This is a genomic window from uncultured Intestinimonas sp. (assembly GCF_944387245.1).
GTDB lineage: Bacteria > Bacillota > Clostridia > Oscillospirales > Oscillospiraceae > Intestinimonas.
In genome coordinates this window covers 44500-58045 of record NZ_CALXEE010000001.1, presented here as the reverse complement: position 1 = coordinate 58045, position 13546 = coordinate 44500, and the positions used below count along the sequence as shown (strand labels likewise).

The window sequence follows — 13546 nt, the reverse complement described above, 5'->3', positions numbered from 1 at the left end:
ATGGCTGAAATGATGAAAGGCAACGAGGCAATCGCAGAGGCCGCCGTCCGGGCAGGCGCGCGGTTCTACGCTGGCTATCCCATCACCCCTTCCAGCGAGATCATGGAATATCTGTCCTGGCGTATGGCAGAGGTCGGCGGTTCCTTTGTCCAGGCCGAAAGCGAACTGGCCGGCATCAACATGGTCATCGGCGCCTCTGCCTGTGGTGTGCGGGCCCTCACCGCCTCCTCCGGCCCGGGTATCTCCCTCAAGCAGGAGGGCATCTCCACCCTGTGCGACGAGGGTCTCCCCGCCGTGGTCATCACCCAGGTCCGTTACGGCAATGGCCTGGGCACCCTCTTCACCGCCCAGTGCGATTACAACCGCGAGACCCGTGGCGGCGGTCAGGGCGACTACCGCTGCATCGTCCTCTGTCCCTCCTCTGTACAGGAGTTCGTGGACCTGATGCTCCCCGCCTATGAGCTTTCTGAGAAGTACCGCATCGTCGTGGTCATGATGGGCGAGGGCACTCTGGGCCAGATGATGGAGCCGGTCACCCTCCCCGATTTCGTGGAGACCAAGCGGACCCCCTGGGCCCTCACCGGCAAGTACGACTATAAGAAGATCGGTATCTTTGAACGGGACTCCCGCAAGGAGGCCGTGGAGCTGCGTGAGAAGTACGCCGCCATCAAGGAGAACGAGCAGCGCTGGTTCGACGAAGGCGTCGAGGATGCCGACTACGTGTTCGTGGCCTACGGCGTTCCCGGCCGGGCCACCCTGGGCGCCATCCGTGAGCTGCGGGCCGAAGGCGAGAAGGTGGGCCTCATCCGTCCCATCACCGCCTGGCCCTTCCCGGAAAAAGCCTTTGCCAAGATCAACCCCGCCTGCAAGGGCGTCATCACCGTGGAAGAAAATGCCACCGGCCAGCTGGTGGACGACGCCGCCCTCTACATCAAAAAGACCCACAAGGACCGCAACATCCCCGCCTACGCCCTTACATACGTCTATAACACGCCCCCCATCCGCAGCATCAAGGCCGATTATCACCGGATCAAGAACGGCGAAGTAAAGGAGGTCTATTGATATGGCCGCTACCCGTGAAAGAAAGGTCCCTGCCCTTGTGGACAAACCCATGGATTTTTGTCCCGGCTGTGGGCACGGCATCGTCAGCCGTCTGATCATGGAGGCTCTGGAGGAGCTGGACCAGCTGGACAACATCATCTTCCCCATCGGCGTGGGCTGCTCCTCCAACCTGGGCGCCGGTCTGGAGTGTGACCGTCTCCACTGCTGCCACGGCCGCGCCGGCGCAGTGGCCACCGGTATGAAGCGTGTGAGCCCTGACACCCTGGTGGTCTCCTATCAGGGCGACGGCGATGCCTACAACATCGGTATTGCTGAGACCTTCAACGCCGCCTACCGCAACGAGAACATCACCGTCATCGTCATCAATAACACCAACTTCGGTATGACCGGCGGCCAGATGTCCCTGACCACCATGGAGGGTCAAAAGACCTCCACCTCCATTTATGGCCGTGACTGCTCCGTCACCGGCTACCCCATCCGCTTTCCGGAGATCGTGGCCCGGGAGTTCCCCGGCGCCGCCTATGCCGCCCGGGGCACCGTCACCAATCCCGCCAACATCAACAAGCTCAAGGGCTACATCAAAAATGCCCTCCAGGCCCAGCTCAACCACGAGGGCTACTCCATCGTGGAGGTCCTCTCTCCCTGTCCCATCAACTGGGGTCTCACCCCGGTCAAGGCCATGGAGCGCATTGAAAAGGAACTGATCCCCTACTACCCCATTGGTGAATTCAAGAAGAGAGGAGAGGAGCAGAAGTGAGAGAGATCGTATTCGCTGGCTCCGGCGGACAGGGCGTCCTGACTGTGGGCCTCATTATTTCCGATATTGCCGCTACCGAGGGCCTGAACGTCACCTGGGTCCCCTCCTACGGCTCCGCCATGCGTGGCGGCACCGCCAACTGTACGGTGAAGTACTGCGCAGAAAACTACATCTACAATCCCTCCCAGGAGCAACCCGACCTGCTGCTGGCCATGAATGAGCCCTCCCTCCACATGTTCCTCCCCATCGTGGCACCCGGCGGCACCGTGCTGGTGGGCGATACCGTCACCATTCCTGATGACGCCAGACAGGATGTAACCTACGTCCACGTCAACTGCACGGAGATCGCCACCTCCCTGGGCAACCCCAAGGGTGCCAACGTGGTCATGACCGGCGCTGTTGTCAAGCTCATGGGCGACTTCACAAAGGAGGCCGCCATCGCCGCCATGAACCACATGTTCGAGAAGAAGGGCAAGTCTAAGTTCAACGAGTCCAATGCCAAGGCCTTTGACGCCGGCTACAACGCCGTGGAGTGCCTCACCAACGCCTCTTGTGTCCGCTGATAGAATAAGCATATGCCGCCTGACCCATACGGGTCAGGCGGCATTCTTTTTCCTCTATACCCAACACACGGAAGAGCTGGGAATATCCTTTCCTTGTCTCTGCGCTCCATTTTAGGTACAATAAGTGCACATATCCGCGAAAAAGGAGCGCTCTATGTCTTTTCCAAAGCCTTTTCTGCGGCGCACCTTCCTTCTTTGTGCCGCACTCCTGCTGCTGCGCCCGCCGGTGGGAGCCGTCCCCGCTGGCACAGGGGCGGATACCGATACATACACCTATCCCCAGAGCACTGTGGTGGGCTATTATGCCGGCTGGTCAGCCTACCAGGGCTACCGGGCCTCGGACATCCCCGCCCACCTGCTGACCCACATCAATTACGCCTTTGCCATGATTGACCCGGATGCCGGTACCCTGGCCCTGGACAATCCTGCACAGGATGAAAAAAACTTTGCCGCTCTCCGGGCACTTCGGGAGGAATATCCCCATCTGAAGCTCATACTGTCGGTTGGTGGGTGGGACTACTCCGCCCACTTCTCCGATGTGGCTGCCACCGCCGCCGGACGAGCCACCTTTGCCCAGAGCTGTGCAGTGCTTCTCTCCGCTCATGATCTGGACGGCATCGATCTGGACTGGGAATACCCGGTCTCCGGCGGCACCGCCGGCACCAACCACCGTCCCCAGGACAGGCAGAACTTCACCCTGCTCCTCCGAGCCATCCGCCAGGAACTGGACCGCCAGGGAAAACGGGACGGGAAGGACTACCAGCTGACCATCGCCGGCGCCGCGGGGGACTGGTACCTCAGCAACATCCAGCCCACCGCCGTAGCCGACGTGGTGGACCACATCTTCCTCATGGCCTACGACATTCACGGCCCCTGGGACACGTACGCCGACTTTAATGCTCCCCTCTATACGCCTTCCGGCCAGGCCCCCCACTACCAGAGCAGCGTCAGCGACAGCGTGGAGGCCTATCTGGAAAAGGGCGTGCCCGCGGACAAGCTGGTGCTGGGCATGCCCCTCTACGGCTACCGCTATGACGGCGTGAGCGGCAATCAAAACGGGCTTTATAGCACCTTTACCACCGCCCGCTCCATTCCCTATGACACGCTGGTGACCACTTACCTCTCCGACCCGGCCTACCGGCAGCTTTGGCACACCGAGGCCAAGGTCCCCTATCTCTATGGCAATGGCAGCTTTCTCTCTTACGATGACCCGGAGTCCATAGCTGAGAAAGCCGCTCTGGCCCGGGATCTGGACCTCCAGGGCATCGGCTTCTGGGAGCTCTCCCAGGACAGGGGCGCCGTTCTCATCGAAAGCGCCGTCTCCCAGCTGGGGGGTGCTCCCTTTACCGACGTCTCCACCGGCACCTGGTATGCCGCCGCCGTGGCCTATGTCCACGAGCAGGGCTGGATGACCGGCACCTCTGCTAACCTATTCTCCCCCCACCTGCCCATCAGCCGGAGCATGGCAGCCACCATCCTCCACCGTCTGGCGGGCAGCCCCGAGGCCGAAGCCCCCTCCTTTCCCGATGTGGAGGCCGGCACCTGGTACACCCAGGCGGTGGCCTGGGCAGCGGAAGAAGGGATTGTCCTGGGCTATGAAAACGGCCGTTTTGGACCGGAGGACCCGGTCACCCGGGAGCAGTTGGCCACCCTGCTCTTCCGGTACGCCAAATATCAGGGCTACGACACTTCCGGCAGGTCCAGTCTTTCCGGCTACACCGACGCCGCCCAGATCAGCTCCTACGCCAGGACCACCATGGCCTGGGCAGTGGATACCGGCTTGCTCACCGGCCGAACCCAGACCACTCTGGTCCCCGGCGGCACCGCTACCCGGGCAGAGCTGGCCGTGATTTTGGAGCGGTTCTCCGCTCTCTTTCTCCTCTGAACAGAAAAGTGCCCTGTTTCCCACTGTAGCGGGAAACAGGGCACTTTTAACGCAGAAATATTACTTGGACAGGTAGACCGCCTTCATGGCCGCATAGGTCATATAGCAGTCCAGCTTGGACACGGTTTCAAAGGGAGCGTGCATGCTCAGCACGGGCACACCGGCATCGATGGTGTCGATGTCCCGGTTGGCCATATAGCAGGCCACGGTGCCGCCGCCGCCGGCGTCCACCTTGCCCAGCTCGGCCATCTGCCACACCACATCGGCGTCGTCCAGCACGGCCCGGATCTTGGCCACCACCTCGGCGGAGGCGTCGGAGGAGCCGGACTTGCCCCGGGCCCCGGTGTACTTGGCCAGACCAATGCCATAGTTGGCCTTGGCGCTGTTGCGCTTCTCATAGACCTCGGGGAAGTTGGGGTCAAAGGCGGCGGTGACGTCGGCAGAGAGGCAGAAGGACTTCTCATAGCAGGCCTTCAGCTTCACGTCCTGGGCGTCACACAGGTCGGACATAAAGGTATCAAAGGCGGCGGACTGCATGCCGCTCACGCCCTCGGAGCCGATCTCCTCCTTGTCCGCCAGCATGCACACGGCGGTCTTGGCGGGGACCTCCTCCAGGTCCAGCAGGCCGGCCAGAGCGGCGTAGCCGCACACCCGGTCGTCGTGGCCGTAGGCGCCGATGAGGGACCGGTCAAAGCCCACGTCGGAGGCCCGGAAGGCAGGGACCACCTCCAGCTCGGCGGAGATGAAGTCCTCCTCCACGATGCCGTACTTCTGGTTGAGGATGTCCATAATGGCCAGCTTCACCCGGTCAGAGCCCTCGTCGCCGGCGAAGGGACGGCTGCCGATGAGAACGTTGAGGTTCTCGCCAGGGATGGCCTCGCTGAGGGGCTTCTTGGCCTGCTCGGCACCCAGGTGGGGCAGCAGGTCGTCGATGGTGAAGATGGGGTCGCCGGCGGCGGGACCCACCACCACCTTCACGGTAGAGCCGTCCTTCAGAGCCACCACGCCGTGGAGCTCCAGGGGGATGGTCACCCACTGGTACTTGCGGATACCGCCGTAGTAGTGGGTCTTGAAGAAGGCCAGCTCGGCGTCCTCATAGAGGGGGTTGGGCTTCAGGTCCAGGCGAGGGGAGTCGATGTGGGCGGCGCAGATGTTGGCGCCCTGGTCCAGGGACTCGCTGCCCACCACGGCCAGCATGATGGCCTTGCCCCGGTTGGAGCGGTAGACCTTGTCGCCGGCCTTCAGGGCCATGCCCCGGACAAAGGGCTTAAAACCCTTGGCCTCGGCCATGGCGATGGCACTCTCCACCGCCTCCCGCTCGGTCATGCTGTTGTCCAGGAACTTCTTATAGTCCTCACAGTAGCTCTTCAGCTCCGCCTCCTGAGCGGCGCTGATCCGATCCCAGCCGTTCTTGGGCCGGTACAGGATGGCATCCCGGCGCTGATCGCCGGCGTTCTTTTTCTCTTCCATGGGAATAACCTCCTATTCAATGATCTAAGATTTCAGTAAAGAGGACCAGGGCCCGATCCCCGAAGGTCTCGGGCGTGTCGTCCTCCGTATTTTCCAGCACATAATCGCAGTTTGCCCGGAAGAAGTCCTCCCCCTTCTGGGCGCTCACCCGCTTGCGGGCGTACTCCTCGGAAATGCCCTCCCGGGCCATGATGCGCCGGATGCGCACCTCCGCAGGGGCGATGACCCCCACTACGGCGTCACACCGCTCCCCCAGCCCGCTCTCGATGAGGGCAATGGCGTCGATGGCGGCGGCGGGGCAGCCGGACTCCTCCGCTCCCGTCAAGAGCTGGTCGATGGCCTGTCCCACAAAGCGGTGGGTGATGACATTGAGCTCGGACAGGGCGGCAGGGTCCGTAAAAACCACATTGCCCAGCTTCTTGCGGTCGATCTTACCCACCCCGTCGCAGATGTCCCCGAAGCGGGCGGTGAGGGCCTCCCGCAGGGGGGCGCTCTCCTCCAACAGGCGGTGGTACACCGCGTCGGCGTCGATGATGCAGGCACCCAGAGACGTGAGGGCGTTCAGCACCGTGGTCTTGCCCGCCCCGGTGGGGCCGGTGATACCGATGATCTTCATACCTGGACCTCCTCCCACACGGGAACTTCCATTTTTCTCATGGCGCAGCGCAGACGGATGGCCAACACCAGGTTGACCACCGGAACGAAGCTCAACAAAATATGGGCCACCAGAGACCCGGCGCTCTTTTTCGCAATCAGGCAGCCTCGGACCGAGCCGTGGGCCAGGAAAATCACCTGGACGGTCCATAACAGGCCGATGAGAAAGGCAACCAGCAGGATGAGTGGGTCCAAAGCGATGGCCACGATGGCCACATGGAACACCAGGTGCATCATGGGCCACAGGACTGCCAGCACCAGAGGGTATAAGGGCAGCATCCACAGGGGGCCCTGGAACATGCTGTGGAGACCAACAGAGACCAGCACATAGCCCACCACCACCGCCACCTGGAGGGGCAGGCCGATGACCAGGCCGTCATCCAACAGGCGGACTGTCCGTCGGGCCGGTGAGGTGCTCTTTCGGTGCATGGGAGTGAGGTTGGCTCGCAGGAGGACGTAGAGCCCGAACAGGGTGCCGGGCAGGGTGGACAGGGCCACCTTTCCCCAGGCCAGCAGGGAGCCGCCGTCCAGGGTCTCAATCAGGGCCAGCAGCGCCAGGGCCACCGTCCACACCACGGAGCAGAAATACCCCACGGCCGTCAGCAGCACAAACACCGGGTGGCCCAGGTCCAGCTTCTGCCGGACATCCAGGACGATTAAAATGGCCAGGACAATCAGGATCAAAAGCACCAAGAGCATCTGCATGGCACTCCCTCCTCCCTCCGGTATCATACACCATTTTCGCCGCTTCGTCTACGGCTTCAGGTCAGATCGATGATGTGGAAGCCTGCTGCCTTGTTGAGGCGATTGGAGATGGCCAGTCCGATCCCACTCTCGTCGGGGCACTGGGACCAGATGGCGGTGACGTCGGTCCCGTCAAAGGCTCGGAGGGCATCAAAGACGTTACGGGCCTGGGCGGCCTTGTCCGCCGCCGGCCCCAGCTTCTCCACAGTGTGACCGGCATATAGGCCGGCGTACTCGTCGAAGCAGACCACGCCCTCACCCTCCTCCAGATGGGCCTGGATGTAGGCGGCGGTTTCCGCCGCATCCCCCTTCACCACGGTGACGGGGGCCTTGGGGGCGTAGTGGCGGTACTTCATACCGGGGGCCCGGGGATGCTCACCCGCCCCCATGAGACGGGTGACTGCCGGGTCCACGGCCACTTCCCCCAGGGCGTCCCGGAGCTCCTCCAGGGTGATGCCGCCGGGCCGCAGCAGCCGGGGCGGCTGCTCGGTGAGGTCGATGATGGTGGACTCCACCCCAACGGAGCAGGGGCCGCCGTCCACGATGCCGTCGATCTTCCCCTCCATATCCTCCAGCATGTCGGCCATGTTGGTGGGGCTGGGCCGGCCGGAGGTGTTCCCCGACGGGGCCGCCACCGGCACACCGGCGGCGGCGATGATGGCCCGGCACACCGGGTGGGCAGGGCAGCGCATGCCCACGGTGTTCAGTCCGGCGGTAACCACATCGGGCACCACCGGCTTGCGCTCCAAAATCATGGTGAGGGGGCCCGGCCAGAACCGCGCCGCCAGGGTGTAGGCGGCGTCGGGAATGTGCTGGCAGTACCGCTCCAGCCACTCTGCCGACGGGACATGGAGAATGAGGGGGTTGTCCTGGGGCCGCCCCTTTGCCTCAAAGATATGGGCCACCGCCTCGGGGTCCAGGCCGTTGGCCCCCAGCCCGTACACCGTCTCGGTGGGAATCCCCAGCAGGCCGCCCCGCCGCAGGATGGCCGCGGCCTGCTCCACGTCGGCGGCGGTCAGTTTCTCTGTCTTCATGCTTCTTCGCCTCGATCTCTTCCGTTCAGCGCCAACGCTCCCGGCCCTTCTCCCGGCAGTTGAGCACCAGGCTCACCACACCGGCGGCAATCAGGACCGCGCCGAACACGATGTTCACAATGGAAATGGCCGTCTTCATAAATGAGGTCCCTCCGTCACTCGTAGATGCCCACCGGCACCCCCGCCAGCTCGATGGTGGTGTCCGGGGTAAATTTGGCCTTTTGCAGATAGCCCTTCACCGTTAGGATACCGTATTTGGGGTTGGCCTTCTCGTCCTCCAGCTCCAGCTCGATGTGATGCTCGCCGGAGCCGGTGAGCCAGCCGTCATCCTCCAGCAGGAGGGCCAGGTCGGACTTCACGGCGTCCAGGGTCAGGCCCTGGGGCAGGGCATTAAAATGAATCAGCATTTCCATGGTCTTCGATCTCCTTTTATTCCTCTTGACTGGCCTTCATGCGCTCGGCCTGGTCGGCGGTGACGAGGCCGTCGATGATCTCGTCCAGGTTCCCGTCCATGATGGCGTCGATCTGGTATAAGGTCAAACCAATGCGGTGGTCGGTGACCCGGCCTTGGGGAAAGTTATAGGTGCGGATGCGCTCGTTGCGCATGCCGGTGCCCACCTGGCTGCGGCGCTCCGCCGTCACCGACGCCTCCTGCTCCCGGACCTTCTCCTCATAAAGCCGGGACCGCAGCAGCTGCATGGCCTTATCCCGGTTCTGGAACTGGCTGCGCTCCTGCTGGCACTCCACCACCGTGCCGGTGGGCTTGTGGATGAGCCGCACGGCGGAGGAGGTCTTGTTCACGTGCTGGCCGCCGGCGCCGGAGGACCGGAAGACCTGCATCTCGATGTCGGCGGGGTTGAGCTCAAAGTCCACCTCGTCCACCTCGGGCAGCACGGCCACCGTGGCGGTGGAGGTGTGGATACGCCCTCCGCTCTCCGTCTCGGGCACCCGCTGGACCCGGTGGACGCCGCTTTCAAACTTCAGGCGGCTATACGCCCCGTCCCCGTCGATGGTAAAGCAGATCTCCTTCACGCCGCCCAGCTCGGTCTCATTGGCCGAGTCCACCTCCACATGCCAGTGGCGGGACTCGGCGTACATAGTGTACATGCGGTAGAGGGAGTGGGCAAAGAGGGCCGCCTCCTCGCCCCCCACCCCAGCCCGGATCTCCACGATGACGTTCTTGTCGTCGTTGGGGTCCCGGGGCAGCAGCAGGATCTTCAGCTTTTCCTCCAGGGCCTCGATGTCGGCCTTGGCGGCGGCGTACTCCTCCATGGCCAGCTCCTTCATGTCCGGGTCGGACAGGAGGCCCTCGGCCTCATGGAGGTCCTGCCGGCGCTTCACGCAGGCCCGGTAGGTGGTGACCACCGGCTCCAGCTCCCGCTGCTCTTTGTTGAGCCGGGCCACCCGGGCCGGGTCGTCGTAGGTCTCCGGCGCCGCCAGCCGGGCCTCCAGCTCGGCGTATTGATTTTCCAATGCCTTGAGTTTCTCTTCCAGCATAGCGTGCTCCTCAATGTGGGTTTTATGCTACCGGTCCAGCAGCCAGGACTTGACCAGGGCAAAGGGCTCCCGGAGGTACATGGACAGCCGGGAGGGCAGATGGCTGGAGGGGGCGGCCAGGGTGGAGAGGGTATAGGTCCCCTCCCACTCCCGGCTCCACAGCAGCCGGATGCGGGCAAGATGGAAGCCGTTGGACACGGCCAGGATCTTCCCCGTGGGCTCCACTGTACCATCCTGGAACAGTTCCAATGTATATTGAATGTTCTCCCAGGTGTTGCTGGAGTTGTCCTCCAGCACGATGTTCTCCCCATTTACGCCGTGCTCCACCAGATAGTCGTACATGCACTGGGCCTCGCTCATGGGCTCGTCAGGGCCCTGACCACCTGAGACCACCACCGTCATGTCTGGGTGGTCGTCCAGATAAGTAAGGGCGGTGTCCAGCCGGTCCTGGAGAAGCTCCGAGGGCCCCCACGGCTTCACCTGGCAGCCGAAGATGACCATAACCTCCGGCTCGTCCTCCCCCTGGGCAATCTCCGTCCGGCCGCCGGTAAGCACCACCGCTTCCAGGACTCCAAAGGCGATGAGGGCCAGGGCCAGCAGCGCCAGCAGGATGCGGCGCAGCATCCGGCCCGTGGAGATCTCACACCGGGCGGTGAGGCCATAGAGGATCAGGTAGACGCCCCCAGCCGCCGGGAAGGCGGCGAATTTTTGCAGGCTGAAGGGGGCAATCAGGAACATCACCAGGGCAGCAATCACCAGAAGGACACCCAGTCCCACCAGCACGCCGCCCCAGCGCCCAGCCCCCTGATAGGGCCGGTAAGGCCTTGTATTCACTCCGCCTTCGCCTCCTCCAGCTCGGCGCTCAGCCGCTCCCAGACGGCGTAGAGATGGGCGATCTCCTCCTCCAGAGCCTCACGCTGCTCGTAGAGCTCGGTGAGCTTCAGATAGTCGCTGCTGGAGGCCTCGATCTCCTGGGTGAGGTCGTACATCCGCTCCTCCGCCTTTGTGACCTCCCGCTCTGCGGCGGCCACCTCCTTCTCCAGCATCTTGGTGCCGCCGGTGCGCTTGGGCTTCTCCTTCTTCACCGGTGCCTCCTCCTTTTTCGGGGGCGGCGCCGGCAGCTTCTTCTCCTTCCAGGCCCGGTACTCGGCAAAGGTCCCCTCAAAGTCGGTGATCTTTCCGTCCTCCAGCATCCAGATCCGGGTGGCAAACTGGTTGATGAAGTAGCGGTCGTGGGAGACAAAGAGGAGGTTCCCGGTATAGTCGGCCACCGCCTCCTCGATCCACTCCCGGGAGTTGAGGTCCAGGTGGTTGGTGGGCTCGTCCAGGATGAGGAGGTTAATCTTGTTGTCCATGAGCATGCACAGCCGCAGCCGGGACTGCTCGCCGCCGGAGAGGGTAGAGACGCTCTTGAAGACGTCCTCCCCCCGGAAGTCGAAGGCGGCCAGCCGGTCCCGGGCCTCCTGGGTGGAGCAGTTCTGGGCGTAGAGCATGGTGTCCACCAGGTTCCGGTCGGGCCGGTCAAAGTGGATGATCTGGGGCAGGTAGCCGATCTTCACCGTGGGGCCCAGCCGGATCTTGCCCGCGTCCGGGACCTCCTCCCCCATGATCATCTTAATGAGGGTGGATTTGCCGGTGCCGTTGTCCCCCAACAGGGCGATGCGCTCGCCCCCCACCACCTCCAGGTCCACATGTTCGAAGAGGGTACGGTCCCCGAAGGACTTCTTCAGGTCCTTGATGACCATGACCTCGTCCCCCCGGAACTCCCGCTCGCCAAACTTGATCTCCAGCTTTCGGTCCTTCCGGGGCTTGTCCGTCTTGCGCAGGCGCTCGATCCGCTTTTCCATGGAGAAGGCACGCTTGTGGAGCTTGTCATTGCCCATGAAGGCCCACAGGTGCATCTTGTCCGCCGCTGCCTGGAGCTGCTCGATCTTGGCCTGCTCCTTCTCGTATTGCTTGAGCTTCTCCTGATAGCGGCGCTCCTTCTCCTCCACATAGTAGCTGTAATTGCCGGCGTAGAACTCAGCCCTGCCGTTCTCCAGCTCGATGACCCGGCTCACCACCTTGTCCAGGAACCAGCGGTCGTGGGAGATGGTAAGAACGGTGCCCTTGAACCGGGAGAGGTAGTCCTCCAGCCACTCGGTACAGCGCAGGTCCAGGTGGTTGGTGGGCTCGTCCAGCAGCAGCACGTCAGTGTCCTCCAGGATGAGCCGGCCCAGGTTAACCCGGGTCTTCTCTCCGCCGGAGAGGTCGGCAAAGGGCCGCTGGCGCATATCGGCGGAAATGTCCAGACCGTTGCACACCTTGTTGAGGGGGGTCTCCACGTCGTAGCCGCCGCCGGACTCGAAGGCGGCGGTCAGGGCGTCGTACCGGCGCAGGAGGGCGGGGTCGCTCTCCCCCGCCGCCATCCGGGCGGTGAGGGTCTCCATCTCCCCCTCCATGTCCTTGAGCCGCTGGAAGGCCGCCCGCAGCACCATCTCCACCGTATAGCCGTCGGGGTACACCGGGATCTGGGAGATGAGCCCTACCCGCTTACCCGAGGCCACCGACACCTGACCCTCGTCGGGCTCCAGCTCTCCGGTGAGGATGCGGAACAGGGTGGTCTTGCCCGCCCCGTTCTTGCCCAGCAGGCCCACCCGCTCCCCGGTGTCCACCTGAAAGGTGACCCCGTCCAGGATCTTCCGGCCCACTTCAAATTCTTTACTGACGTTTGACACGGATATGTCTATCATTCGTTTACTCCCGCTCCCCGATGTGGTATGATGAACACGTAAAAATTTGCTGAAATAAGGAGGCCATGCTCCATGGACGCCATTCGCTGGCAGGGGGATTCCCTTGCCCTTCTCGATCAGACCCGGCTCCCCACGGAGGAAGTCTGGGACGACTACACCGACTACCGAAAGGTGGTGGACGCCATCCGGCGCCTGGTGGTCCGGGGCGCCCCGGCCATCGGCATCGCCGCGGCCTACGCCGTGTGTCTGGCCGCCATGGAGTTCCGGGACCAGACCCTCGAGGACTTTCGGGCCAGTATGGACCGGGCCATGAAGGACCTGGCTGCCAGCCGGCCCACGGCGGTCAACCTCTTCTGGTCCCTGGACCGGATGAAGCTCACCCTCTCTGCCGCCGGCAGCGGCGCTGAGGCCATCCCCGTTCTCACCCGGGAGGCCGAGGCCATCCACCGGGAGGACATCGCCATGAACCGGAAGATCGGCCGGTACGGCGCCGAGCTGGTACCCCCCGGCGCCCGAATCCTCACCCACTGCAACGCCGGCGCCATCGCCACCGGCGGCTACGGCACCGCCCTGGGCGTCGTGCGTGCCGCCCACGCCAAGGGGAATGTGGAGATGGTCTACTGCGACGAGACCCGGCCCCTCCTCCAGGGCGCCCGGCTCACCGCCTGGGAGCTGGTGAAGGACGGCATCCCCGCCACCCTCATCACCGACAACATGGCGGCCTCCCTCATGGCCCAGGGCAAGATCGACATGGTCTTTCTGGGCTGCGACCGCATGGCCCGAAACGGGGACTTCGCCAACAAGATCGGCACCTATGGGGTGGCAGTGCTGGCCGCTTACCACGGCATCCCCTTCTACACCGTGCTGCCCTCCTCTACCATCGACATGTCCATCCCCGACGGGAAGCACATCGTTATCGAGCAGCGGGACCCCCACGAGGTCACACACTTCGCCGGGGTGCAGACGGCGCCGGAGGGCGTGGGTGTCTACAATCCCGCCTTTGATGTGACCCCCCACAAGCTCCTCACCGGCATCGTCACCGAAAAGGGGGTCATCCACCCGCCCTTTGACGAGCGCCTGGCCGAGCTCTTCGGCTGAAGTATCCCCCAAAAGCCGTGCCGCTGTTGCGGCACGGCTTTTCGTTTCCC

13 protein-coding genes are annotated in these 13546 nt (G+C 63.5%); 5 read left to right on the top strand and 8 right to left on the bottom strand.

Features of this window, described 5'->3' with window-relative positions:
• From Q0K15_RS00305 to Q0K15_RS00290, 4 genes are all read left to right on the top strand, one after another.
• The gene (locus Q0K15_RS00305; protein WP_294510293.1) at nt 1-1062 is read left to right on the top strand and encodes a 3-methyl-2-oxobutanoate dehydrogenase subunit beta; all 1062 of its coding nucleotides are present in this window, start codon (nt 1-3) and stop codon (nt 1060-1062) included.
• 1 nt (nt 1063) lies between these two features.
• Nucleotides 1064-1819 carry a thiamine pyrophosphate-dependent enzyme gene (locus tag Q0K15_RS00300; protein ID WP_227603905.1) on the top strand — a complete coding sequence of 252 codons (756 nt, stop codon included), beginning with the start codon at nt 1064-1066 and terminating at the stop codon, nt 1817-1819.
• Nucleotides 1816-2382 (top strand): 2-oxoacid:acceptor oxidoreductase family protein, encoded by a 567-nt coding sequence (locus Q0K15_RS00295; RefSeq protein ID WP_294510286.1) that lies wholly within the window; start codon nt 1816-1818, stop codon nt 2380-2382. The genes Q0K15_RS00300 and Q0K15_RS00295 overlap by 4 nt, the downstream gene beginning before the upstream one ends.
• A 154-nt stretch (nt 2383-2536) precedes the next feature.
• Complete coding sequence (locus Q0K15_RS00290; protein ID WP_294510283.1) at nt 2537-4267, top strand: glycosyl hydrolase family 18 protein; 1731 nt, start codon at nt 2537-2539, stop codon at nt 4265-4267.
• A gap of 60 nt (nt 4268-4327) precedes the next feature.
• Here the strand turns inward: Q0K15_RS00290 and Q0K15_RS00285 are convergent, their stop codons facing one another.
• The 8 genes from Q0K15_RS00285 to abc-f form a co-directional block, all read right to left on the bottom strand.
• A complete protein-coding gene (locus Q0K15_RS00285; protein ID WP_294510280.1) occupies nt 4328-5737 on the bottom strand; it encodes an aminopeptidase in 1410 nt (469 codons plus the stop codon).
• A gap of 16 nt (nt 5738-5753) precedes the next feature.
• Complete coding sequence (gene coaE, locus Q0K15_RS00280; protein WP_294510277.1) at nt 5754-6353, bottom strand: dephospho-CoA kinase; 600 nt, start codon at nt 6351-6353, stop codon at nt 5754-5756.
• Nucleotides 6350-7096, bottom strand: coding sequence for a hypothetical protein (locus tag Q0K15_RS00275; protein WP_294510274.1), 747 nt, complete (start codon nt 7094-7096; stop codon nt 6350-6352). The genes coaE and Q0K15_RS00275 overlap by 4 nt, the downstream gene beginning before the upstream one ends.
• Nucleotides 7097-7152: 56 nt before the next feature.
• Nucleotides 7153-8169, bottom strand: a complete 1017-nt coding sequence (locus tag Q0K15_RS00270) for an L-threonylcarbamoyladenylate synthase (RefSeq protein ID WP_294510271.1) — start codon at nt 8167-8169, stop codon at nt 7153-7155.
• Nucleotides 8170-8324: 155 nt separating this feature from the next.
• Entirely contained in the window at nt 8325-8582 is a 258-nt protein-coding gene (locus Q0K15_RS00265) for a hypothetical protein (RefSeq protein WP_294510268.1), read from the bottom strand.
• Nucleotides 8583-8598: 16 nt separating this feature from the next.
• Nucleotides 8599-9663 carry a peptide chain release factor 1 gene (gene prfA, locus Q0K15_RS00260; protein ID WP_294510445.1) on the bottom strand — a complete coding sequence of 355 codons (1065 nt, stop codon included), beginning with the start codon at nt 9661-9663 and terminating at the stop codon, nt 8599-8601.
• Between the two features lie 30 nt (nt 9664-9693).
• A complete protein-coding gene (locus Q0K15_RS00255; protein WP_294510265.1) occupies nt 9694-10500 on the bottom strand; it encodes a YdcF family protein in 807 nt (268 codons plus the stop codon).
• Nucleotides 10497-12398: a ribosomal protection-like ABC-F family protein gene (gene abc-f / locus Q0K15_RS00250; RefSeq protein WP_294510262.1), complete on the bottom strand. Its 1902-nt coding sequence runs from the start codon at nt 12396-12398 to the stop codon at nt 10497-10499. Before abc-f ends, Q0K15_RS00255 begins: the two co-directional genes overlap by 4 nt.
• Before the next feature lie 72 nt (nt 12399-12470).
• On the opposite strand from abc-f, the gene mtnA reads away from it, so the two are divergent.
• A complete protein-coding gene (gene mtnA, locus Q0K15_RS00245) occupies nt 12471-13496 on the top strand; it encodes an S-methyl-5-thioribose-1-phosphate isomerase (RefSeq protein ID WP_294510259.1) in 1026 nt (341 codons plus the stop codon).
• The last annotated feature ends 50 nt before the right edge of the window (nt 13497-13546 follow it).